Origin of the sequence: Caballeronia eucalypticola, from assembly GCF_047608185.1 — a bacterium.
Classification (GTDB): Bacteria; Pseudomonadota; Gammaproteobacteria; order Burkholderiales; family Burkholderiaceae; genus Caballeronia.
The window spans coordinates 1-23,165 of the sequence record NZ_JBLKRU010000045.1; the positions used below are offsets into that span (position 1 = coordinate 1).

Genomic DNA, 23,165 nt, shown 5'->3' on the forward strand with positions numbered 1-23,165 from the left:
CCAGTCAAGCTGGTTGATGGCACCGGGATCTCGATGCCTGATACGCCGTCGAACCAGGCCCGCTTCCCACAGCCCGGTTCCCAGGCCGAAGGCGTGGGATTTCCGTTAGCCTATCTGGTTGCGGTGATCTGTCTGGCAAGCGGCGCAGTGCTGGAGGCGGCGCTCGGAACTTATGCGGGCAAAGGCAGCGGGGAGCTGGCGGCGTTTCGCATGCTGCAAAGCTCGTTTCGTCGCGGTGACGTGATCGTTGCTGACGCCTTGTACTGCCACTACTTTCTGATGGCCTCAATGATCGCCGCCGGGGTGGATGTCGTGATGGAACAGCATGGGGCGCGCCACACCGACTTTCGGCGCGGCAAGTCGCTGGGCACGCGCGATCACCTTGTGACGTGGCCCAAACCCCAGCAGTGTCCCGCCTGGATGACGCGTGAGCAGTACCAGGCCTTCCCCGATGAACTGACAATGCGCGAGTCCAGGCTGCATCACCAGGTGCTGGTCACCACGATGCTTGATGCACGCAAGACCCGCAAACAGGACCTCTCGCAGTTGTATGCCAGGCGCTGGAACGTGGAACTGGATCTACGTAACATCAAGACAACGATGGGCATGGATGTGCTGCATTGCCAAACGGCCCACATGAACGAGAAGGAGATCTGGGTCCATCTGCTGGCCTACAACGTAATCCGGCTGCTGATGGCCCAAGCCGCCAGCCACTACGCCACGGACCCGAGAGCACTGAGCTTCAAGCACACCGTGCAGCTATGGACTGAATGGCTGGCCAGAGGGCTGACGGCAACGCACGACCAGAGTCTCCTGTTCAGCCTGATCGCACAGTCCCGTGTTGGGAATCGCCCCGGTCGCATCGAACCACGAATGCGTAAACGTAGACCGAAGTCTTATCCATGGCTGAAAGAGCCTCGTCACATCGCTCGCGAGCGCGCCCGAAAATATGGGCACGCTCCTCGGGCTTAAGTAAGTGCCATTCGGTCTAGAGGCAGTTCCCCGCCATCCCGATACTCATTCCTTTGTTGCGATCTGGTCAACGGCGGTCAACCATTCAACAGGGAGGCGAGTGTGACCGGCCCGCGGTAAGTCGTCGTTGGCCGCCAACTGCTTGATCCAAGCCCGCATCTGTTCGGCAGTATCAAGACCGAAGAGCACGCGTAGTTTGTTGAAGAACTTCATCGAACTCGCACGAGCAAAAACCGGAAAGGGTGCTCGCCCAGGTCCAAGATAAATCGCTGTGTACGGCCACCAATAAACACCCGCCCGCTTGAAGTGCATGAAAAGCAGGACATCGGCTTGAGCCAACGACTCGAAGCGAGTGACGGCGGTCTTGCATCGGTCATGCAGCAAATCGGCCCGAAGCGACGTTCGCCGCAGATTTAGTCGTGTATTTCGCCGTTCCAGCGATCCCACGTCCCGGTCGATAGCCGCCGCGGAACCATCGGCTCACCTGTGAAGGCACGGTTTTTCCCGACGTAGAAGTCAGTAGCCGTCAAAGTTCGCGCTTGTTCAAAGCGGTCGCCATCGATAAGGATCGCGATGGTGTGCAGAAAGAGTTCGTGCGTGATAAAGAGAAAGTTATCGAAATCCCAATCGGAGTAAAGCTGCCTGCGCCGCCGTTTCCATGATTTGTTCGCTCCGGCCGAGCGAATTGCAGTTACTCTACGACCGTCTGGCCAGGGTCGACTCGGCCGCTGAAGCGCAGGCGTTCATGGTTAATGTTTACTCGATGCAGTGAGCTGACCCGGGAGCTGACCGTCGCGGTAACGGATGGTGTATTCGGGGATAGCGATCGACTGAGCCAGCATCCTGTCGGCCTGAAGGTCCATATCAAACAGAACGCCGTGGCGCGGCGCATGTCGCTCAGCCAGTCGGCCAAGGATGATTCAGGGTGTTTGGAATACCAATCGGAGCGCGCCAAAGCGGGGGCACTACGCTGCGATATGGCGAGCATGATCGTTGCCTGCGAGCGCTGGATACCATCGCTCGAAGCATGATCGCAGTTGCTCATTCAGGACGGCAGTCCTCACCTGCAGAAGGCCATGCGCATGAGCCGGTCGCCACCCTATTTGCTGCCGCTTCACAAACCGTTTGCTGACCACCCGGTTGACCGCCGACTCGACGAAGCTCGACGAAGCTCGACGTGATCGGCTCGCCATGGCGATAGCGGTCCCCGTAGTTCACGATAAAGCGCTGGTTGTTCTCGATGTAGCCGCCGAACTCCTCCTGTCTGGCCAGCAGCCTGGCCTCCTCGGGACTGCGATCCGTGGCGAGTTCCCAACCCAGGCTTTCAACCCGCCGCAGTGCCGGATAGGGGCAGCCGTGCCAGAGGTGCCACTTTGCACTGCGCAGCCCATCGATCAGCACGTCGACACTTGGCCGTTCGCCGCGGTCCGGCAGCCCCTTGATCTTCTGTTCGAGATTTTGTACCCGCATGGCGACGTGAAACCAGTCGACTACATTCTCGCCACAATCGCCAAAGTCGATCTGGGTGCGGCGCACGGTGTCGCCGCCATCAGACAGGAAAGTCACCGGCTGATCCGCGGCGACGCCTTCCTGCGCGAGAAGCGCCAGCATACGATCGACGGGCGCGTGCTCGTGTGTATGAACGTACGCGAAGCTGTGTCCGCCCGTCATCGCGCATTGATTTCCCGACGATGACTTCGAACCACCCGTCCTGTCGACTACTGTGCCCGGCGAGCCGGATAAGGAAGTGCCAATGGTGCGTGTGAATGACACGTACAGTACCCCGGACATGGCGACTGATCTTATGGAACACGATCTCAAGAAATTAAATGTTCTTTACCAGCGCGGCGGCCAATCGTTTAGCAAACACGAAGACGAACTCAAGAAACTGTTGATCTAAGGAGGACGAATGGCCATACCAGAAGACCAGTTGACTCAATGGGCTCAGATCGGGGCGCAAGTTACCTCCAAGGACACGTACGCGACAATCAAATTGGCGCTGGAAAGTGCCGACGCAGGCTATGCAAACAAAAACTATAAGATTTTTCTGCAAGGGTCATACCGCAACGACACCAACATTTTTAAGGAAAGTGACGTCGACGTCGTCATCATGCTCGAATCGGTCTTTTATTATGACCTCACGCCCCTTCCCGAACCCCAAAAGGTCGCATTCTCTGCGGCTCATCCTGATGCTCTATACACGGCGGAGGCATTTCGCGCTCATGTGTTGGATGTGTTAAAGAAGCGGTTCGGCGATGACGCTGTGCCCGGGAGCAAGGCCGTCGAGATCCAGCCGCGTCACAGCCGACGTAAGGCTGACGTTTTGATCGCTGTGGAACACAAGAAATATCGCCGGTTTACCGCAGTTGGCAACGAAGAGCAGGTTGCTGGGATCTGTTTCTTCAAGTCAGACGGCACAAAGGTCGTGAACTATCCGAGGCTGCACCGCAAGAACCTTACGGCGAAGAATCAAGAAACAAACCAGTGGATGAAGCACATCATCCGTATCTTTAAGAACGCTCGACAAAGAATGATTGAGCAACGAGTCTTGGAGCATGGCCAGGCTCCTTCATACTACCTTGAAGGGTTGCTTTACAACGTTCCGGTCGATCGTTTCGGAAACACATACGACGACTCGGTTGTCAGATGCATCAACTGGCTGGTGGAGGCGAATCGCGCGACTTTTCTGTGTGCCAATCGGCAGTACAGATTGCTCGACGACTCGCCCGAGGTGTCCTGGAATTCGAAAGACTGCAACGCTTTCTTGAACGGTTTCGTTCAGCTGTGGAAGGGCTGGTGAAGCGGACTATGTGTTAGTTCGAGGGCGCAAGCTTCCGGACTTATTGCAGAAATATGCAGGTCCGCGTAGCTGTTCAGTGACACGGTTGCTGGAGCGAAAGCGAGCGCAATGGCTACAGCCTGATGCTCACGTGTCGGGCCTGCATCGTCGAACCCTACGCATACCTCGTGCACGTGCTCACCGAATTACCGCAGCGCGCACCGGATGCCCATGTCACCGACTTGCTGCCCTTCAACTTCGCGAAGCTTACGGCGCCAGCACTTAACCCCGCTTGATCCAACTGGCGCATTGGCGCGGACTTCGCCGGATCGACGCGGTGAGACATGATCGCCCACCCCGCAGGATATCAATTCCGTGTGCTGGATCGCGCGCTTACGGAGGAGATGCCAGCGTCGCCTCATACTCGGCGATCCAGGCGTCCAGCTCTGCGACGCACAGGCACTCGTTGTTGCCGGCGTCCTGCTGCGCACCCTGCTGGGCGACGCCCGCCACGCGAAACAGCTCGTCAACGACCGGACCACCCGAGTTGCCCTTACGGATCAGCTGGTTTATCTCGAAACGCTGTAAGCCGGTGCGGGGAAAGCGCGCGGTCACAACCGCCGGCTCGATGTTCGCGCGCCGCCCCCTGTTCCAGTTCGGAAATCCGATCAGGTGTCCGGGGGAGTGTCGGTTGATCGGCGCGTCCATCCCGGAGAAATGTCGATGTTCGGGCGCGTCCTCGAACTCAAGGATTGCGAGGTCGCGATGGGCGTGGCGATGCATGACCCGGAGCGGCCAGTGCTGCCCCGTCACAGGGTCTATCGCGGTCAGGGTTGCACCTTGTACCTCCTGCGCGTCGATATCGGTGGAGAACGGGACGCGATTGATCTCGCCGTGGCCGCCCAGCACGTGATCGCAGGTGATCAGGCGGTTATGGCGCTTGTATGCGAAAGCCGTGCCCTGGCTGTAGACCATACCCGTTTCGCCGCCAGCCGGCGGATGATAGTCCCCGGTCCATTCCACAACGAACACGGCCCGTTCGGCGTCATGCGCGTTCCGAACGATCGCCTCGACGGGCAGAGTCGAAGCCTTGAACGTCTGGCTCGTCTCGCGTTCCCTCGCCACGAGACGGTTGTAGGTCTCCGCTAGGCGGGTGTAGATCGCATCGTCGGCGCCGCGCACCATGCGCACGAACAGGAGCTTGCCCCATAAGACGTTCTTCAGCGTGGGAGGTTGGCCCGTGCGGGTTTGCCGCTTCCACGGGCGCTTCTCATATGCCAGGGCAGCGCCGTCGGCGATAAGCTTTTCCCAACCCGCCTGCGCGGCGTCGTAGCCATACTTGTCCCAAGCGTGCAACGCCCCTCGGATCCTGTCGATGAACACGCGCTTTACGTTCGGGAACTCGTTGATGACGATCCCGGTGACCTCCATCCGGCGCTGGCGGGTGGACATGCGCGTCTTGGCCGCGTTGATCCGAAAGCTGTGTTGGTTGATGATCCCGGTCAATTCCTGCCCGAGGGTCACCACACCGCTGTCGAACGTGCAGATGTTCGCGGGCAGTGCAGCACGGTTCGGCGACGAAAAGCTGAACGTCATGTCGTCCGCGTAGCGGGTGTAAGTGGCCTGGTGACGCTTGGCGAGGGCCATCAGGTCACGGTCCAACGATCGGCAGACCTGATTCGACAGGAAGGGCGACGTTGGCGCACCCTGAGGCAGCTCGTTCTTCACGACGCACATGTGCGCAAGCATCGTTGCGACCGAGTGCGAGAAGTGAAACGGCGCTTTTTGCAAAACACCGCGAATCCGGTAGAAGGTGATCGACGGGAAAAACCCTTCAAGGTCCAAATTCAGCACGAAGTGCGGTCGGCGCTCCAAATGTTTGCGCGCGTTCGTGACGATGCTGCGGTCCTTCGTGAAAGCGTGGGCGCACGGCTTGGGCGTGCCGGCCCGATCGAGAAGGTAAGCGAGTAGCTTTGCTTGGAGCAGCTTCAGCCGCCGCCGGGGCTCGCGGATGAGGCGATGGCCACCGCTGCGCTTGGCCATCAGAAAAGCCTTGTACGGCGGCGTTGGGTAAAGAATGCCTTGCACGTTTTCGTACGCGAGGTCGAACACATCGGCTGCGAAAAGATGGACGTCCGTGTGTCGCCAGAGTTCCGCCCACTTCGCGCTTTCGGTTAGGTCTTCTGCGGAAATAATCAGGGGAATGTTCATAAGGGTAAGGTGCCGCCCCGGGTATCTTTCTCCTGTACCTGCTGCGCGCAATCCGTCAATCGGTCAGGCTCAGCGGAGCGGGGTTTCCATGATGCAGCGTCCGCGTTAACGCAAACGAGATTAAGTCCTGCCCAGGGCGGCGTTCGATTGTAAGCCGTTGCATAACCTTCAGGCAACGACGTGCTAGTCCCGGTGCGCCTCCTTTCTTGAGCAAAGAGGCCATTTGTGAGCGGCCAAAGGGAGAGGTTGGTTGCTGCCGGCAGCGCCAAAGACGGGGTGCACTCAATATTCGGATGAAAACGTACGATAGCCGCGCCGCATCACTAGGCGAATCAATGGTCTAGCCGCAGAGACAAATTGCCGCCGAATTGACTAGCATAAGTACCGAGCCTCGCTCCATAGGGCTTTTCAGATAACAGGCGTACGCAAAAATCCGAAGCCTGAGAGAACTCCATGACTGTTGATAAAATAGCCTATCGTTAGCCGCGACGTGGCAATCCGATGCTCCCAAAGTCGTGACACCAAACTCGACCTCACGGCGCACGGCCGGTCGGCACCCGTCGACGAATACGCCGTAGGAGGTTTCATGAAGGTTAAGTTTGATGTGAACCAGTTGGACAGCGACATGCGTTCGGCTCGGGAATTTTAGCCGTCTCCGGCACAGCAGGCCGCAAGGCTCTTTTGAGTCGGTTGAGAAATGATGGGGCGCGGCGGGCCATCGAGATCGCGAAGAGTGTGATAGTTGACCCGAGCATCTACGCAGCGGACCGGTCAGCGACGCTGAAGTGGCTAAAGATGCACACCAAGAGGTAGTCGCATGAGGGGCGCATGCCCCTTCGTTGCAGCGCGCCGGGGCCGATGCAGTCTCGAGTGCAGGCTATACGCCTGCCATCTCGCGGCGGCATTTTCGGGGCGATGCTCGCGCGGGTCACGTGCGGTGCCATATTACCGTCGCTCGCCATCAACAACACAGGGCTCGCCAGAAGAAAATGAAAAAACCCAAGACAGGACCGCAAGACCCGAAACTGCTGGACAGGATCAAGAGCTTGGCGGTCCAGGCGATGTTTTCCGACGACGAGCTGTTGGAGCAACTAGTGCTGAAAGGCGGCAACGCAATGGCGCTCGTCCATCAGATCAGCGCGCGTGCTTCCGTCGATCTCGATTTTTCGTTGAAGCAGGATTTTGGCGAAAACCTAGAGCACGTGCAGGCGCGGATCTTCAAAACACTCTCGGATACATTCCGTGCCAACGGGTTCGAAGTTTTCGACTTCAGAATGGTCGAGAGACCAAAGGCCATAACGGCGGACATGAGGGATTTCTGGGGCGGCTATGGCGTCGAATTCAAGCTCGCAACCGCCGAGATGCATGTCGAGCATTCCGCAAATCTTGAAGAGTTGCGCAAGAGAGCGATTAATCTGGCGCAGGGCACAAAATTCCTTATCGATATCAGCCGCTTCGAATATGTGGAAGACAAGCAGGATTGGGACTTCGACGGGACGCTGATCTACGTCTACTCACCCTCAATGATCGTCTGTGAGAAGTTGCGGGCCATCTGCCAGCAGATGCCTGAATACGGTCCGGTCGTCAAACGAGAACGCCTGGGGAGTGCCCGCCCCAAGGACTTCGTCGACATATTCGTGCTCACGAAGGCGCTGGAGCTGGATCTGTCGGGCGAGCAAATGCGACGAATCCTGACCTCGATGTTTGAAGTCAAGAAGGTGCCCCTGTCACTCCTCAGCCTGATCCCGAACTACTACGAGTTTCATCTGGCCGGTTTTGCGGCAGTTGCCGACACAGTCTCCCCGGATTTTGACCTCCAGGAATTTGATGTCTATTTCAACTATGTGCTCGAGCTGGTTGATCGGCTAAAACCCACTTGGGACAGATAGGCGCCACTGCTTCATGTAACTGGTCTCGCCCATCTCGTGCATCAGGTAAAAATCGTGTTCGATTGGCAGGCGCCGGATCAGATTGATCTGGCTCGGCTTGTAACCCGCGCGCTCCAGGTAGTAGCCTATCGCTTGGTGATAGGGATACGCAAAGTTAAGCTTGCGTAGCATTGCAACCAACCGGTTGATGGAGACTCGATCTTTCGCGAGCTCAAAGGCCTTGGCAACTTCAAAGACGCCACCGGCATAGACGGGTTTCACGGTAATGTCGATGAGGGTGCGTTCTAAGTTGGTGAGGCGTGCAAGGACTTCCTGGCCTCCTTCATCCGTAACGCGTTCGGTGACGATACCCAGATGGCCCGTATGTGCGCCGTTCAGCAGGTAGATCTTTTTCCCCGCATGCTCGACCCAGTTATGCGAAACCCGTGGAGCCCGACTGAATGCCTGGTCGATTTCAGCTTGTCCGAGCTTGACCTGCTCGCGCTGATCGCTGCCGCCGCTGCTGCGCTCATCCGTTATGTAAATCGTTGTGGGTGACTGCTCGGTTAGCCCGTGCATCCGTACTGCTGTGTAATGACTGAAATAAAGGTCCTTCCTCAGCGACAGCAGAATGCTCAGTAGCGGAACGTCGCCCCAGACATAGCATCGCTCCGTGCGTTGCGGAAACGGGAATTCAACTTCCCTGAGCTTGGCGTGCTCTTTCAGAAAGTCTGTGAAGCGCTCGGCAGTGGTGCTTTGCGCGAGACGCCAGAAGGCGCGTTGGCTGGCAAGAATCGTCCGGATTTCCTTCAGCTTGAGGGCGTGCTTCGGCAGCTGATCGAAATGCTTGACGATATCCGCTTTTGCGATTTGGATTCTTGTTCGGTTCATCCCAAATATTAGGGAATATTATGATGACGCTGCACTGGCAGCATGCATGCTGCCAGTGCAGCGTCAAGAATTCAATCTAAGGAAAGGACTTAGCATTGTTTGTGTACAAACCACTGCGCTACGCAGCGTTGACGCTGCGTAGCATAGCGCATATTTTTCTAAAAATCAACGCTGTAACCCTTGATGTTGAGGCAAAGCGCCTTGAAAAATCCCTATAAATAGTCTATGCTATGCAGCGTTGACGCTGCATAGCACGCCACTAAAACCTATTTTAGCCCGATTTCGCATCATTCTGTTAGCGCTGCATCGAAAAATCAACTGAGAGGGGAAGACTTCTAATTTTTCATCACGACGTTACGCAGCGTTGACGCTGCGTAACGTATCATATATTTTTCTATAAATCAATCCTGAAAGCCTTGATTTTTAAGGTAAGACATCGTTAAAAATCTCGATAAATATGTTATACTATGCAGCGTCAACGCTGCATAGTACGGATAAATAGGAATTGATTTGGCCGACGCATCTTTCGTCAAGGACTTTCTGCACGGAGTCAGAAATGAATCCGTTCGAAGTCGTCCAGGCTGATCTCGTGGCGACACCGGCCATAGAGCTGGGTGGTGAGTGAGGTGTGACTGGCGATTCGAAGGTGATCATTGCGCTCAACAAGGACGCGGAAGCGCCGATTTTCGGCGTGGCGAACTAAGGCCTCGTGGTGATCTGTTCACGGTCGTACCGGAGTTGACTGACTCGCTTTAACGGTCTCGTCTAGTCGCCGAAGCCGGCGGCTTATTGCTGCGGTTGGGTAGATCCCGCGCGCCCTGGCTTCAGGAGGTTAGCGGCGCCTGTCAAGGGCGCGGATACCCAGTTCGAGAACGAGTCAAACGCAATTATAATTTGACATAATCTTATTTGTCATATTTTAGTACAAACATCCTTTTATTTATATTCGCACAATGTGCATCGCGCACTTAAGATCCGTCGCACGCCACAACTTGGTTAACGCTTCGCGAAGTGGCTGACGGCCAGCTACAGCGGATTATCTGACCGCGCGAGCAGCTTTCTTTAGCTCGCGTCTCGGACGTGGCCGGAGCGCTGATTCATTTCGCCTAGGTTTCGGCAGCGATGGCGGCATCCGTAAGCACCGATCGATCGTCGGGTGCGCTGAATTTTAAAATTGCCCAGAAAGATATACAATATGGAAAATGTGTATCCAAAGGGGTAATTATGCAAGTCGCAAAATGGGGCAACAGCCTTGCCGTCCGACTGCCCGCTAGCGTCGTAGAGGCGCTCGGACTGCAGGAAGGTGACGACATCGAAATCTACGCCGACAAATTTGGTGCGTTCTCCGTGAGCAAAAAGCCCACCGTCGATGAACGGATCGAGCGTCTGCGGAAGTATCGCGGGCGCCTGCCTGCCGACTTCAAGTTTGATCGGGAATCGCTCAGCGAGAGAGGAAACGCTGAATGACCGTTGACGCACCGACGCGGTTCGCCGTCGATAGTAACGTGATCGCGTATCTGTTTTCTGGCGATCAGACAAAGGCTGAACGGGCCGAATCGCTAATTGTGAGCAGCAATCCGCAGCCCGTAATCAGCACACAGGTAATGAACGAGGTCACACTCGTCATGCGCCGTAAAATGGACCTTCCGTGGCCCGAGATCAACTCGCTGTTAAGCGATGTTGAGGAATTCTGCGAAATCGTACCACTGACGCTTGAAGTGCATAAGGAAGCGCGCCGGGTCGCCGAGCACTACGGCTTTCGGTTCTACGATTCGTGCATCATCGCGTTCGCGCTGATTGAAAATTGCGAGGTTCTGTATAGCGAAGACATGCAGCATGGCCAGGTGATCTATGACCGGTTGACGGTGGTCAATCCATTCCATTCGCCAAGCTGATCACCCTGCGATCTCCATTCAGGCGTCATACGGTACTGCTGTGACACCTTTTGTGTCTGCTCATCTCAGTGGCCGTGCATCGACGGCGCGACGTGCGCAATCTCGTATCGCTAGATCCAGAGCAGCAGCGCGATCGCTTCCAAGCCACCCCGTGAGGTTTGAAGCCACCCGGTGAGACCGGATCTGGATCAACTCGCACAGCAGCGCGTATCGCATCGCGACCTGTCGATAGTTGTCTGGCGGCTGGAACAGGATTCGCAGCACGTCGGTCGTGGACACCGAGTCGGGGCCCGACGGCCGAGGTCCAACGGCAGCCACTCCTCGCACGCAATCGCGCGTCTGCCCTGTTCGCTCAGCACGCGCTCGATGTCGTCCGCGTTCAGTGCGATGTGTGCCGTGAGCGCTGAGGGCCCGGACTCGGCTGGGTCCTGATTCGCTACTTCAGCCGCGTTTCCTTACGGTCAGTCACACCGGTAAGTCAGTGTTGCGGGCGGATCTTAGCCGGCAGTGTAGCCAGCTCCTCGTCAGATCTGCACAGGGCTTGAAAGCAGTCCACGTTCCCGAGCTCGACTGGAAAAGCATGCCAGTAATCAGAACGCTGTCGATGAAGACGATCCAGACTCAGGCCTCTACGTAGCCGCCATGATAGCTGCGACGCTCGCGCTGGCGGCTGAGCCACTACCGATGCTGACGGCGCGGAGTAAATGGAGCAAGCCTGAAAAAACACTGCCTTAGAATAAAAAGCAGCTGACGCGCAAGCAACACGTCTCTCCCATGCGCAGCACAGAGCGGTTTGTCGATCGGAACGGTCGCCAGACCGGCGCGCGCGACGATGCGTTCTTGTCTGTACAACGGAAGGTGATCACCATGTTTCGAAACAAGCACGTGTGCCAGCAGGCCGGCGGTCGGAATGCTCTTGTCAATGACATGCAGGGGCACCAGGGCTTGGGTCAGCCGCGAATGGCGGATACGCTGCTGCGCGTAACCGACATCTCGCAAGCGAGGGATATCACGGTCCCTGCAAACCGTTGATGAATCTGGTCGCAGAACTCCCTGCTCATTAACCAGCGCCCGCGCTTGATTTACTGACGGACGAGTTCATCGAATCGATCCGCCCGCGCTGGCAGGACTCGAACTATCGCAGTTCTCGGTACTTCCAGCCTCGTGGGTCAGGCAAAATCCACGATGACTTTCATCGCTTTTGACCGGTCGTTCGCCGTTTCAAAAGCCTTGAGCGAATCGCGGTAAGAGAAGATATCGGATATCAGCGGCTTGGTGTCGATCAACCGCTTGTTGAGCAGTTCAACCGCAATAGCAAATTCCTCACGAAACCGGAATGCGCCGCGCAAATCAAATTCCTTGGCCACAATCAAATTCATCGGCAGCGGCACGTCGCCCCCGAGACCCACCTGCACGATGATGCCGCGCGGCCGCAGCGGGTCGAATGCGCTACGCAATGCGGATGCATTGCCGCTGGCCTCGATCAGCACGTCGAACGTGCCCTTGCCCGCAGCGAACGGCAGGAGCGCATCCGGCGCCTGCAAGATGTTGAACGCGTGGTCGGCACCGACCTCGAGCGCGATCTTCAGAGGAAACTCATTCACGTCAGTTGCGACGATATGCGCGGCCCCGGCACGTCGCGCTGCCGCGACGATCAGTGCGCCAATCGGACCGCATCCCGTGACCAGCACACGCTTGCCGAGCAACGGTCCCGCCCTGCGTACCGCGTGAAGCGCAACCGACAGAGGCTCGAACATGGCGGCTTCAGCATCGCTCAATCATCCGACACAACATGAGCCTGCGACCGATCAATCACGATCTTCTGGCGAAATGCACCCTGAACGTGCGGCGTACGCATGCACTGCCGTAGTAGCGCATGTCGAGACAGTGGTTCTGCAGACCTTGCTGGCAGTATTCGCAGTGTCCGCAAGGTCGGCTGGGACTGATCGACACGCGCGTTCCGACGGGCATGTCGGTGACATCGGCACCGACGCGCGAGACCACGCCGGATACCTCATGCCCGAGCACCATCGGTTCCTTGATGCGAACCGTGCCGAAGCCGCCGTGATTGAAGTAGTGAAGATCAGAGCCGCAGATGCCGCCGGCGCGAACGCGAATCAGCAGTTGATGCGCTTCCGGTTCGGGCGTCGGGACATCTTCAATGCGCAAATCCAGCGGCGCGTGAATCACGAGTGCATGCATGGCGAAAACCCCTTGTTAAGCGGTACATTGAGCGGTGCTGGAACGGTACATCGGACGTGCTCCACTCTACGGCCAGGTCTTCAGCTTGAACAAGATCGATTCGATCTGGATCAATAGGCGTACCTTATGATCGCCACTGCGATCCCACTGCGATCCCACTGCGATCCCACTGCGATCCCACTGCGCGCAGCGTGAGCCGCGCGCATTCATGACCAGCCGCTGCGTCGATCAGAACCTGTGGCGCAGGCCGATCGTTGCTTCGAACAGCGAGTTATAGCCATTGAAGGGTTGGTTCGAGCCTGCATTACCCGCCAGCGTGGTCCATGCGCCGGTCAGGTGATTGTAGTCCACACCCACATAAACGTCGGTCCGCTTGCTGAGCAAGTAGTCAAGCGTCGGGCCGGTCGTGATCCGCGTTCCGCTTGTATTCGCGTGACGCAGGAAGTCGATATAAACCGGCATCATCAATTGCAGCGAAGGCGTGATGAAGTAGCTTGCTGCAACGGAGAACGAATCGTTCCGGTAGTCAGCCGGATACACGTGGCTATAGATGTAGGAGCCGTAGAGCTTGGCATTGCCAAGCGTGTAGGTCGCGCCCGCGGTAAATACCTTCTGCGAACTATCCGGGATCGTGATGCCGAAATACGTGCTGCCGTAAGCCGTGGCGCCGGCGTCAGGCCACCGATATCGTTGATGACCTGATAAGCGGCGCCCACGCTAAGCGGCCCGTGGTCATAAGAAAGACTGACCGCCGGCGAAGAGTTCTGATGGCAATGCCAACTTCGTCAGCGAGGCCGGTCTCCTTTGAGCGTGATGCGATGCATGACACGCCGGAAACCGTGATAGTCGTTGACAGGATTGTGCTGTGCGGCCCGGTTGTCCCAGAACGCAATAGCATTCGGTGTCCAGGTAAAGCGGCAGGTGAATTCCGGCCTGACCTGATGCTTGAAGAGAAACTCGAGTAATGGTGTGCTCTCGTCTGTCGTCATCCCCGCAATGCCGATCGTGTGCGCAACGTTCACGTAAAGGCTCTTGCGCCCGCTCTCCGGATGCGTCCGCACGATCGGATGCTCCGCGACATAATTCTCGACCTTGCTTGCTTTACCATCGCTTCGAATCCGGTCTTCTCGTGTACGGGAGACATCAGCTTTCGCTGACGAACTGATTCCCTTGAGTCCGGCCAAAAGCGTTTTCATTGTGTCCGATAAGGCGTCGTATGCGAGTTGCTGATTCGCAAAAAGTGTATCCCCCCCATATGGCGGCACTTCGCGAGAGAGCAGCATCGAACCCATTGGCGGGATCTCAAGGTACGTTGTATCGGAGTGCCAGACGCCGCCGAAGTTGACGGTCTCGTGCTCCAGCTTTTTCACTTCGATAATTTTCGGATAACCGTCGACGCCGTTCACGAACGGATAATCGATCGGCTCTCCCATGGCGCTCGCGAAGTCGAGAAACTGTTGCGATGTCAGTGGCTGATCGCGCAGAAAGACGACCAGATGGTCGAGCAGGGCCTGACGAATTCCATCGATATCGGAACCGCTCATTCCCGCCGTGAGATCGACTTCCAAAATCTCGGCGCCGATAGCGCCAGCAATTTTCCTGACTTGCATGTGAACCCCTTCCTTTTTGAGCGGATGCAAGAGCGCAGGTCGCGTTACCGCCAGGCGCACGACCATCCACAAGAGTTTCGAGTTTCAAGCTTTTCGTTATTTCGAAAAATTTTTCAAAATAGGCGATTCAAATATAAGAATCGTCGATCCGCGTGTCAAGGATGGGAAATCCCGCGAACGAGGTCATGCAGCGTTTAAATTCGGGTAATCCCCGGCTTCACACCGCTGGTGCGCAAACCGACTTTTTCTTATACTGAATTCGTTCTGTCGAAAATTTCTTCGAGATATCGAAAGCGAATGAAACCTACTGACCGCGCGCTGAGTATCTTCGAAGCATTTGCGGTTTCCGAGCGGCCGCTCACGCTGAGCGAGCTCGCTGAGGTCGCAGGGCTGCCCGTCAGTACCTGTCACGGTATTGTCGCGACACTCGTGCAGCGAGGCTATCTCTACCTGACGAGCCGTCGCAAGGATCTTTATCCGACGCGTCGCTTAGCCGATATGGCCGAACGCATCGGGCGGCACGATCCTTATCTGGAGCGGCTCGAAGCGCACCTGGAAGTATTGCGCGAGGAGACTCAGGAAACGGTGATTGTCGGCAAGCGGCAGCATGACGAGATTGTCTATCTTTCGGTTCTCGAAGGGCCGCAAACGATTCGTTATAGCGCAAGCGCGGGCAGCATCAAGCCGCTGCATTCCACCTCCATCGGCAAGGCGCTGTTAAGTTCTCTCGACGATGTAACCCTGCGCGCATGGTTAAAAACGCAAGCGCTTGCAGCTGTGACATCGTCCACGCTCACCAGCGCCACGAAGTTGATCAATAACCTCAGGGACGGTCGCGAGCGCGGATTCTTCGTCACGCGCGGCGAGAGTGTGAGCGACGTGCTCGCGGTTGCCGCGCCTGTCGTCGTTCAAAGAGAAGTGCTAGGCATTGCCATCGCCGGTCCGATGTATCGCATGGACAAGCGCATTGACGAGATGGGCGCCATGCTGCTGCGTACGAAGGCGCTCATCGAAGCTTCGCAAATTTGAACAATCCGGGATATTTCTCGTCCCCCGCGCACGTAATGAAAACCACAAGGGCCGATCAAGAGGCCCGCATAGGAGACGACTGTGAAACTGCTTCGATTACTCGCGCTGTCGGCGGCGGTCGCTGGCTTGGTATTGCCGCTCGCGCAAGCCGTTCGAGCCGATGACTCCGTGCACTTGAAAATGGCACATCAGTGGCCAGACGATCCAAACGATTATGTGGTCCTGACGGGCAAGAAATTTGCAGCTGAAGTGGAGAAGCTGTCGGGCGGCAAGATCCATATCGACATATTCCCGGCGGAGTCGCTCGTCAAGTCGCTCGCGACGCATACCGCGTTGCGCAACGGAACCGTTGATTTATCGATCTATCCGTATATCTATTCGGCGGGCGCTATTCCGGAGATGAACCTGACACTGTTACCTGGACTCTGGAAGACGCCCGACGACGTCTTCCGCTTTCGCAACTCGGACGCCTGGAAGGATGTCGAAGCGAAAGCGGAGACGTTTGGGTTCAAGACGCTCTGCTGGATTCAGATATCCGGAGGCGTAGCGTCAAAAGGCAAGGCAATCAATGTACCGGGCGATGTCGCCGGCACCAAGGTTCGCGCGGCCGGCAAGATGATGGAAGCCGCGTTGCAAAAGGCGGGCGCGAGCACGGTGTCGATGGCGTCTTCGGAATCGTATAGCGCTATGCAACTGGGGTTGCTCGACGAGATGTGGACGTCGTCGGGCACGTTCGGCTCATATCGCATCTACGAAGTTTCAAAGTTCTACAACTCGCCCGAAAACTTCAGCGTCTACTACACGATCGAGCCTATCGCGATCAGCATGAAGACCTGGAACAAACTGACGCCCGAGCAGCAAAAGATCATGGTCGATGTAGGCAAAAGTCTCGAGCAGGACGCGTTTGAATCGGCAAAGGCCGATGACCGTCGCGTGACCAAGCTCTTCGCCGATCACGGCGCCGCGATTCACAATATGACCGGCGACGAGTGGAAGCAATGGCAGACGCTGTTCCAGCAAGTCAGCTTTCCCAAGTTCCGCGCCGAAGTGCCGGGCGGGGGCGCGTTGCTCGACAAGAGCCTCGCGTTCTACAAGTGAGCGACGAGGTCGCAATGCCTGCTAAAAAACGCCCCTTCACGCGCTTCCTCGATGCCATGTGCCACGCCATTGCGCTGTCAGTAGGCTGCGCGGTGCTGCTCACGGTGGCGGTCGTATCGTACGGCGTGCTCGCGCGCGAAGTGCTGAAGCTCTCCGACGTATGGGTCACGGAAGTCACCACCTATTTGATGGCGTACATGACTTTCGTGGGCACGGCAACGCTTGCGTGGCAGGGAAGGCATCTGAAGGTGGATGTAATCGGCCAGCATGTCGGCCCGAGCACGGCACGGGTGCTGACGATGATCTCGTGCGCGATCGTGACCGCCGTGGCGCTCACGCTGTTCTGGCTCGGCTACAACTTCTGGCTCGACGCGTGGCAAAGCGGCGAAAAATCCTGGGGCATGTTTTCGATACCGCTCTGGATTCCCTATTCATGCTTGCTGATAGGCAGCGCTTTACTGGCGTTCGTGCAGGTTGTACGTCTCGGCAAGATGCTGCTCGCGGTGCTGAATATCGGCAGCGAAATGCCGGACGACGAGACGCACGTCATCGTCCGGCATTGATCGCCGACAAAGGAAAACGCCCATGCAAATGCTGATCGGTGCAGGAATGTTCGGCGGCCTGCTTGCCGTGCTGTCACTCGGCGTGCCGATTGCGTTCTCGCTCCTGTTCGTCGCGCTCGTGTCGCTGTTCATTACCGGCGGCGGGTGGGACGCGCTCAACCTGATCTCGAGCACCTACTGGAGTTCGGTCGCGACCTTCACATTGACATCGGTACCCATGTTCATGTTCATGGGCGCCATTGTTTCGGCATCCGGCATGGGCGCTCGTCTGTACGGCGCACTCGCGACCATACTCGATGGCGTGCCGGGCGGTCTGGCTGTCGCGACGACAATTGCATGCGGTGTGATGGCTGCCGTATCGGGATCGAGTGTGGCGACAGCGGCCGCGATCGGTGGCTTTGCAATCGCCGAGATGCGACGCCGCGATATCCCGGTTAAGGAAGCGTGCGGCGCGGTCGCGGCGGGGGGCACGCTCGGCATCTTGCTTCCGCCAAGCATTCCGTTAATCGTGTACAGCGTGATCGCGGAACAGTCCATCGGCAAACTGTTCATGGCGACGCTCGTGCCAGGCGGCATCATGGCGGCCAGCTTTGCGGCCTATCAGATCTATCTGGCGTTGCGCAGGCGCGCAAAGGGCATTATCACGGATATCCCCCCACGCACGCGCGCGACAGTCATGGAACGGGTAGTCGCGTTGAAAGACATTGGGCCGTTTGCGCTGCTGATCGTGATTATTCTGGGTTCGCTCTATAAGGGCCTGGCGACGCCGCAGGAAGCGGCATCGCTCGGCATCGTCGCCAGTCTTTTGCTGGCCGGACTCGTGTACCGCGAATTGAATTGGCCGCGCTTTCGCAAGATCCTGCTGGACACGGCGCAGAGCAGCGTGATGATTCTTGCAGTGATTGCGTCGGCCATTGTGTTCGGCTATGTGATGACCACGAGCCAGGTCGCTACTGCATTCACCAGTGCAGTAGGCAACGCGCATGTGAGCCCTTGGGTACTGTTCATATCGATCAATCTGCTGTTGATCTTCCTTGGCTGCTTCATGGAGACGATTGCGATCATCGTCGTGACGATGCCGATTCTGATTCCCGTCGTTACCGCGTATCACTGGGACTTGATCTGGTTCGGCGTGGTCGTGGTGATCAACATGGAGATGGCGTTAATCCATCCACCCGTGGGTCTCAACCTGTTCGTGGTTCAGAGCGTGGCCCCGGACGTCGGCCTTCGTCGCATCGTGTTGGGGACCTTGCCCTACGTCTTTATCATGATGCTGGTGCTAGTGTTGATCGCGGTGTTTCCGGGGCTCACACATCTCATTTCGTAGGCCTTTCCGAGCTGTGCACTTTGTTCGGGCATTCGCACATGGCACAGCCGCCGCTGAGCCACCAGATTCCCCCAGACTACGCCGGCGATCTGGTTATCTCCGCGTGAGAGGTCAGATCTTGACCGTCCTTTATCTGCTGTTTCAGGAACGAGAGTCCCCCCCCTGCGGAAACAATGTCCATCACGAAAGGTGGCAGCGGCTCGACACGATATTCAATAGCCTTGTCCACCTGCCGAATGACGCCTGCTGAAAAGTCCACCGCGATGGTTTCTCCATCAGCCAGGGAATCATAGACATCCTGACCAATCTCCAGAAACGGCACGCCCATGTAGACCGAAATCCTGAACGGCGCGCGAGTCAGTGCGACGGCGAGCAGCCCAAGGCCGAGTTCTTTCATGGCGATGAATGGATGGCTATGCTGGCTGCCGTGCGCGAATCGTCGACCGGCCAGCAGTAAATCGCCCGGTGCTGCCGTGCCGGCGAGTTCGGGCCGCAGTTCGTGCAGCAGGTGCTTGCGCAACATCCGCGGATCGTATTCGAAAACGTGCTCGGCCGCGATCAGCGCGTCGCTCGAGACGTTGTCGGGCAGCTTCCAGCAGCGCCCGGTGGTTGCGAGGCCTGTATTCATGAGTGAACCTCGTGCAGATATTCGCGTGGGTCGGCGATGTGTCCGGCCAGCGCCGAGGCCGCGACCGTCAGCGCGCTGGCAAGATAGATCTGCGCCTCCGCGCTTCCCATCCGGCCCGGATCATTGCGTGTGCTCGTGCTGATGCGTACCTCACCCGCTGCAAGCTGGGCAAGACCGCCGAAGCAGGGACCGCATGTCGAACCCGCTATCTGGGCGCCTGCTGCCATGAGTGTGCCAAGCACGCCTTCGGTCATCGCTTGCTCATGCACGCGCCGCGTGGCAGGAATGACGAGCAACTGCACGTCCCGATGCACACGCCGGCCTGCAAGCAACGCTGCCGCCGCCCGCAGTTCAGCGAGACTGCCCGACGCGCACGAGCCAATGTAGGCATGCTGGATCTGGACGCCGCTCAATGCGGCAGCGCTGCGAACGTGGGTTGGAGAAGGCGGCACGCTGACGAGCGGCTCAAGGGTGCTGGCATCGATATCAATGGCCGATGCAAAGAGTACGTCCGCGTCGCTCTTCAGTATCTGCGGATCCGCGACGCCGGCTGCACGCAGGTAGTCGACCGTACGCGAATCGGCAGCAACCAGACCCGCGTCCGCACCCATGTCGACGGTCAGCCCGGAAATCGTCATACGCTCAGGTACACCGAGCGCGGCAATGGCTTCGCCGCTGTATTCAACGACGCATTCGTTCGCTTCATCGGGACCGATCAGACGCATGGTATGCAGCACGATATCGCGTGCGCTCACTCCGGGACGCAGCGTGCCGTGGACACGCACGTGGATCGTCTGCGGCACCTTGAGCCAGATGCGGCCGATCGCCATGATCATCGTGACCTCGATGCCGAACGGCATGGCGAGCGCGCCCACGCCGCCGAGTCCCGGCGTATGCGTATCGGCGCCCGCGACGAACATGCCGGGTAGCACCAGGCCACGCTCGACTGTCAGCGGATGCGTGATGCCCTCGCTATCGAACAGATGGCCGATTGCCATCTTCACGGCAAGCTGGCGGGTGAGACGGTTGCGTTCGGCTGCCGCCACGCTGTGTGCGGGTGTTTCGTGATCAATCGCTACGACGATGCGCTCTGGGTTCACCAGCCTGTCAATACCGATATCCGCAAGACGCTTCACATAGGCCGGATAGGACACCTCCGGCATGGTGGTCAAATCGGGCGCGGCCCAGATGACTTCCCCGGGTTCAACCTGGGCGCGGCCGCTTGCGCGGCCAAGAATCTTTTGCACGAGAGTCTGTGGCATGGGTCAGGCGCCCTTGATCACGCTGGCTTCGAACGCGGCATAGCGCGATGCGCCGAGCATGTCGGTCAGTTGAGCGAGCGGCGTCATATCCGGCACGAACTCCGCCGTGCTGCCGTCGCGACGCAGTGCTTCGAGCAGCGAGCGCTGCCAGCCCACCATGCCCTGGATCAGCGTGATCGGATACAACGCCATCCCCAGCCGGGTTTGCGCCAGGGCCGACTGCGAATGAAGCGGACGGATGGTTTCAGCGACCGTGTGAATCACTGGCACCTTGACTGCTTCGGCCACACGGCGGCAATCGTCGATCGACGACAGCGACGGCACCATCACTGCGTCCGCGCCTGCATCGGCCATGACCTTGAGACGGCGCACTGCTTCGTCCATGCCATGCAGCGTAGCGGCGTCCGTGCGCCCGATGATCAGGAAATCGGGCGAACTCCGGGCGCGTAGCGCGGCACGCAGGCGGCCGCTCATTTCGGTGTCGTCGACCAACGCCTTGCCTGCCATTGCACCGCAGCGCTTGGGCGCCATCTGGTCCTCCAGATGCAGCCCCGCGACGCCCGCGCGCTCGAAGCTCCGCACGGTTTCAGCAATGTTGGAGATGTCGCCGTAGCCAGTATCGGCATCGACCAGCACGGGCAAGCCGACCGCTGCGACAATCTGTGCCGCCTGGGCAATCATCTCGGTGCCGCTGATCAGGCCGATATCCGGCTTGCCACGGCTTGCCGCCACGCAATAGCCCGACATGTAGACGGCCTCGAAGCCGGCCGCTTCGATCAGCATGGCGCCGAGCGCGTCATGACAGCCTGGGACCGCGACGGCCTCCCGGCGCGCCAGCATGGCTCGCAGACGCGCCCCCGGATGTTGTTCGTCCAATCGGTTCATCGGATGCACCTCAGGATTTTGGCAAAGTCGCAACCGCCTGACCGATGGCTTTCGGGTCGAACTGGTTCGCGGCGGGGATAAACTGGTTCGTGTAGACATCTTTCGCTTCGACCGGTCCTGCCAACTGTTTGTTCGCCCGCAGGAAATCGACCATTGCCTGGGCCGATGCGGGCGGTGTCTCGCCCCATTGCTCGCCCGGACTGAGCTTGAGGTATTTGATCCGCATGTCGACAAGCGCGAGCGCCTGCTTCATGGCGGCAGCATCGTCGAGACCGGCTGGCTTGCTGGCGGGAAACTCCTGCCAGTGTGCGCGGATCGCGCCGCGCGGGTCGGCTATCGTGATTTGAGTTCCCTGCACCGCGCAACGCAACAGTTTGGCGACTACATCAGGATGTGCGTTGATGTAGTCGTCCCGGGCAAAATACGCACTGCCGAAGGTCAGTTTTTCTGCCGACGGCGATGTGAAAACGCGCAGCTTCAGCCCCATGTCTTCGGCCAGCGCAATCTGCGAATCCCACGTTCCCCAGATGTCGACGCGGCCCGTTCTCAGCGCCGTGATCGCTTGCGCGCCCGTGCCGGTCTCGACGAACGTCACGTCCTTGTCGGGATCGATGCCCGCTTCGGAAAGCTGGCCTTTGATGATATTGACAAGCACCGCGCCGTAGGAGATCACGCCGATGGTCTTGCCCTTGAAGTCCTTGATGCTCTTGATCGGACTGGATTCCAGCACGACGGGAAACTGAAAATTATGGCGAATGTTCAGATACACCGAGCGCAGCGGCGCGCCCTTGGAACGCGCGACGATCGCCGCGCCAGGCGCCATGTTGACGAACTGCGCCTGTCCGGAGAGCACTGCCTGCATGCCCGCGGTCGAGTTGATCGGCTGGATGGTGACGTCAAGACCTTCTTTCTCCCAGCACTTCGTGTAAAGCGGGATGGAGGTATTGTTGGCCTGCGATGCATCTATCACCGTCGTGCCTACCGCGATCGTGATTTTCTGCGGCTCCTGGGCGGTTGCATGCACGGATGCCAATACGCAGACGCCGATCAGGACTGCGGCTAACCCGATGCGTGGCGAGGTTTTCATGATGTTTGTCTCCCTTTTTACTTGATCTGTTCGTTGACAGCGATGCTTCTTTGGCTTCGTCTATCGGCCCTCGAACCGAGGTGACCTGCGTTCCCGGAATGCGCTGCGTCCTTCGACGAAATCGCACGTGCTGAAAAGCAATGTTTGTCCTTCGAGCTCTCGCGCCAGCGCATCGTCGAGCGTGATGCAGCCTTTCGCCAGCGCGCTCTTCGTCATGGCGATAGCCACCGGCGCGGTCCCGGCGAATGAATCGGCTAACGCGAGCGCGTGAGTCAGCAGTGCGTCGGGCTCGGCCAGTTCGTCGGCGAGGCCGAGCGTCAGTGCTTCTTGCGCATCGATCACGCGGCCGGCATACAGCACACGTTTCGTTTGCGCCAGGCCGATGCGGCGCGGCAGTGACCACAGCAATCCGAAATCGGCCATGAGCCCGAGCTTGCCGAAAATGGCGCCGAAGCGGGCCTCGGCGCTCGCGATCACAAAGTCACACGCGGCGGCTATTGAAAGTCCTGCGCCGTGTGCCGCGCCGTTCACGGCCGCGATGACGGGTTTATCGCCCGCTGCGATAAGACGGATCAGCCGCTGCCCGCGTTCCATCCGGGAGCGCACGGCGAGGGGATCATGATCGACGAGTCCGTCGAGATCGCCTCCCGCGCAGAAACTTGCACCACATCCGGTCAGTACGATTGCGCGGCACGCAGGGTTGCGTTGCGCGGCCTCGAAGGCGACGATGAGCGCTTCGCGCAAGGCCGCAACAAGGGCGTTGCGTTTATCGGGCAGGTCCATCCGTATCAACGTGGTCGAGCCCAGCTCTTCAACCAGCACGAGCGGCGCAGTGTCTGCAACGGGATTCATGCGTGT

General features: G+C 58.3%; 20 protein-coding genes and 5 pseudogenes. 12 read left to right on the forward strand and 13 right to left on the reverse strand.

Annotated elements, in window-relative coordinates; translation table 11 throughout:
* Nucleotides 1–972: IS4 family transposase (locus tag ACMX25_RS32840; RefSeq protein ID WP_414954071.1), on the forward strand; the 972-nt coding region annotated here is incomplete at its 5' end.
* A 45-nt stretch (nucleotides 973–1,017) separates the two neighbouring features.
* On the opposite strand, the gene ACMX25_RS32845 is transcribed toward ACMX25_RS32840, so the two are convergent.
* A complete protein-coding gene (locus ACMX25_RS32845; RefSeq protein ID WP_414954072.1) occupies nucleotides 1,018–1,311 on the reverse strand; it encodes a hypothetical protein in 294 nt (97 codons plus the stop codon).
* A gap of 413 nt (nucleotides 1,312–1,724) precedes the next feature.
* Here ACMX25_RS32845 and ACMX25_RS32850 point away from each other — a divergent pair, with 413 nt between their 5' ends.
* Complete coding sequence (locus tag ACMX25_RS32850) at nucleotides 1,725–2,003, forward strand: hypothetical protein (RefSeq protein WP_414954122.1); 279 nt, start codon at nucleotides 1,725–1,727, stop codon at nucleotides 2,001–2,003.
* On the opposite strand, the pseudogene ACMX25_RS32855 reads toward ACMX25_RS32850, so the two are convergent.
* Nucleotides 1,938–2,713 (reverse strand): annotated as a pseudogene (locus tag ACMX25_RS32855) (ISKra4-like element ISBte1 family transposase); the annotation flags it as partial. The gene ACMX25_RS32850 and the pseudogene ACMX25_RS32855 overlap by 66 nt on opposite strands.
* Nucleotides 2,714–2,881: 168 nt before the next feature.
* Between ACMX25_RS32855 and ACMX25_RS32860 the strand changes: the two are divergent.
* Together ACMX25_RS32860 and ACMX25_RS32865 are read left to right on the forward strand one after the other, a co-directional pair.
* The gene (locus ACMX25_RS32860; protein WP_414954073.1) at nucleotides 2,882–3,772 is read left to right on the forward strand and encodes a nucleotidyltransferase domain-containing protein; all 891 of its coding nucleotides are present in this window, start codon (nucleotides 2,882–2,884) and stop codon (nucleotides 3,770–3,772) included.
* A gap of 69 nt (nucleotides 3,773–3,841) precedes the next feature.
* Nucleotides 3,842–4,047, forward strand: a pseudogene (locus tag ACMX25_RS32865) (transposase domain-containing protein); the annotation flags it as partial.
* A gap of 97 nt (nucleotides 4,048–4,144) precedes the next feature.
* Here ACMX25_RS32865 and ACMX25_RS32870 read toward each other — a convergent pair.
* Complete coding sequence (locus ACMX25_RS32870; RefSeq protein ID WP_414954074.1) at nucleotides 4,145–5,962, reverse strand: reverse transcriptase domain-containing protein; 1,818 nt, start codon at nucleotides 5,960–5,962, stop codon at nucleotides 4,145–4,147.
* Nucleotides 5,963–6,951: 989 nt separating this feature from the next.
* On the opposite strand from ACMX25_RS32870, the gene ACMX25_RS32875 reads away from it, so the two are divergent.
* Complete coding sequence (locus ACMX25_RS32875) at nucleotides 6,952–7,851, forward strand: nucleotidyl transferase AbiEii/AbiGii toxin family protein (RefSeq protein WP_414954075.1); 900 nt, start codon at nucleotides 6,952–6,954, stop codon at nucleotides 7,849–7,851.
* Here the strand turns inward: ACMX25_RS32875 and ACMX25_RS32880 are convergent.
* Nucleotides 7,828–8,721, reverse strand: a complete 894-nt coding sequence (locus ACMX25_RS32880) for a type IV toxin-antitoxin system AbiEi family antitoxin domain-containing protein (RefSeq protein ID WP_414954076.1) — start codon at nucleotides 8,719–8,721, stop codon at nucleotides 7,828–7,830. The genes ACMX25_RS32875 and ACMX25_RS32880 overlap by 24 nt on opposite strands.
* Before the next feature lie 637 nt (nucleotides 8,722–9,358).
* Here ACMX25_RS32880 and ACMX25_RS32885 point away from each other — a divergent pair.
* From ACMX25_RS32885 to ACMX25_RS32895, 3 genes and pseudogenes are all read left to right on the forward strand, one after another.
* Nucleotides 9,359–9,477: pseudogene (locus ACMX25_RS32885) on the forward strand (electron transfer flavoprotein subunit alpha/FixB family protein); the annotation flags it as partial.
* A gap of 468 nt (nucleotides 9,478–9,945) precedes the next feature.
* Nucleotides 9,946–10,188, forward strand: coding sequence for an AbrB/MazE/SpoVT family DNA-binding domain-containing protein (locus ACMX25_RS32890; RefSeq protein WP_414954117.1), 243 nt, complete (start codon nucleotides 9,946–9,948; stop codon nucleotides 10,186–10,188).
* A complete protein-coding gene (locus ACMX25_RS32895) occupies nucleotides 10,185–10,616 on the forward strand; it encodes a PIN domain-containing protein (RefSeq protein WP_414954077.1) in 432 nt (143 codons plus the stop codon). The genes ACMX25_RS32890 and ACMX25_RS32895 overlap by 4 nt, the downstream gene beginning before the upstream one ends.
* Before the next feature lie 810 nt (nucleotides 10,617–11,426).
* On the opposite strand, the pseudogene ACMX25_RS32900 reads toward ACMX25_RS32895, so the two are convergent.
* From ACMX25_RS32900 to ACMX25_RS32915, 4 genes and pseudogenes are all read right to left on the reverse strand, one after another.
* Nucleotides 11,427–11,570 (reverse strand): annotated as a pseudogene (locus ACMX25_RS32900) (IS66 family transposase); the annotation flags it as partial.
* 215 nt (nucleotides 11,571–11,785) lie between these two features.
* A pseudogene (locus tag ACMX25_RS32905) lies at nucleotides 11,786–12,818 on the reverse strand (L-idonate 5-dehydrogenase).
* Nucleotides 12,819–13,046: 228 nt separating this feature from the next.
* Nucleotides 13,047–13,454, reverse strand: coding sequence for a porin (locus tag ACMX25_RS32910; RefSeq protein ID WP_414954118.1), 408 nt, complete (start codon nucleotides 13,452–13,454; stop codon nucleotides 13,047–13,049).
* 149 nt (nucleotides 13,455–13,603) lie between these two features.
* Complete coding sequence (locus tag ACMX25_RS32915; RefSeq protein WP_414954078.1) at nucleotides 13,604–14,428, reverse strand: TauD/TfdA dioxygenase family protein; 825 nt, start codon at nucleotides 14,426–14,428, stop codon at nucleotides 13,604–13,606.
* A gap of 297 nt (nucleotides 14,429–14,725) precedes the next feature.
* On the opposite strand from ACMX25_RS32915, the gene ACMX25_RS32920 reads away from it, so the two are divergent.
* The 4 genes from ACMX25_RS32920 to ACMX25_RS32935 all read left to right on the forward strand — a co-directional run bounded on the left by ACMX25_RS32920 (nucleotide 14,726) and on the right by ACMX25_RS32935 (nucleotide 18,445).
* On the forward strand, nucleotides 14,726–15,457 hold the full coding sequence (locus ACMX25_RS32920; RefSeq protein ID WP_414954079.1) for an IclR family transcriptional regulator: 732 nt from the start codon (nucleotides 14,726–14,728) through the stop codon (nucleotides 15,455–15,457).
* 81 nt (nucleotides 15,458–15,538) lie between these two features.
* Complete coding sequence (gene dctP / locus ACMX25_RS32925) at nucleotides 15,539–16,555, forward strand: TRAP transporter substrate-binding protein DctP (RefSeq protein WP_414954080.1); 1,017 nt, start codon at nucleotides 15,539–15,541, stop codon at nucleotides 16,553–16,555.
* 14 nt (nucleotides 16,556–16,569) lie between these two features.
* Nucleotides 16,570–17,118, forward strand: coding sequence for a TRAP transporter small permease (locus ACMX25_RS32930; protein ID WP_414954081.1), 549 nt, complete (start codon nucleotides 16,570–16,572; stop codon nucleotides 17,116–17,118).
* Nucleotides 17,119–17,140: 22 nt separating this feature from the next.
* Nucleotides 17,141–18,445 carry a TRAP transporter large permease gene (locus tag ACMX25_RS32935; RefSeq protein ID WP_414954082.1) on the forward strand — a complete coding sequence of 435 codons (1,305 nt, stop codon included), beginning with the start codon at nucleotides 17,141–17,143 and terminating at the stop codon, nucleotides 18,443–18,445.
* Nucleotides 18,446–18,521: 76 nt separating this feature from the next.
* On the opposite strand, the gene ACMX25_RS32940 is transcribed toward ACMX25_RS32935, so the two are convergent.
* From ACMX25_RS32940 to ACMX25_RS32960, 5 genes are read right to left on the reverse strand one after another with little or no spacing between them, the layout of a single operon-like run.
* Entirely contained in the window at nucleotides 18,522–19,073 is a 552-nt protein-coding gene (locus tag ACMX25_RS32940; RefSeq protein ID WP_414954083.1) for a 3-isopropylmalate dehydratase small subunit, read from the reverse strand.
* Nucleotides 19,070–20,335 carry a 3-isopropylmalate dehydratase large subunit gene (locus ACMX25_RS32945; RefSeq protein ID WP_414954084.1) on the reverse strand — a complete coding sequence of 422 codons (1,266 nt, stop codon included), beginning with the start codon at nucleotides 20,333–20,335 and terminating at the stop codon, nucleotides 19,070–19,072. The genes ACMX25_RS32940 and ACMX25_RS32945 overlap by 4 nt, the downstream gene beginning before the upstream one ends.
* A 3-nt stretch (nucleotides 20,336–20,338) precedes the next feature.
* Nucleotides 20,339–21,220, reverse strand: a complete 882-nt coding sequence (locus ACMX25_RS32950; protein WP_414954085.1) for an isocitrate lyase/PEP mutase family protein — start codon at nucleotides 21,218–21,220, stop codon at nucleotides 20,339–20,341.
* Between the two features lie 10 nt (nucleotides 21,221–21,230).
* Complete coding sequence (locus ACMX25_RS32955) at nucleotides 21,231–22,307, reverse strand: ABC transporter substrate-binding protein (RefSeq protein WP_414954086.1); 1,077 nt, start codon at nucleotides 22,305–22,307, stop codon at nucleotides 21,231–21,233.
* 60 nt (nucleotides 22,308–22,367) lie between these two features.
* The gene (locus tag ACMX25_RS32960; RefSeq protein WP_414954087.1) at nucleotides 22,368–23,159 is read right to left on the reverse strand and encodes an enoyl-CoA hydratase/isomerase family protein; all 792 of its coding nucleotides are present in this window, start codon (nucleotides 23,157–23,159) and stop codon (nucleotides 22,368–22,370) included.
* Nucleotides 23,160–23,165: the final 6 nt, after the last annotated feature.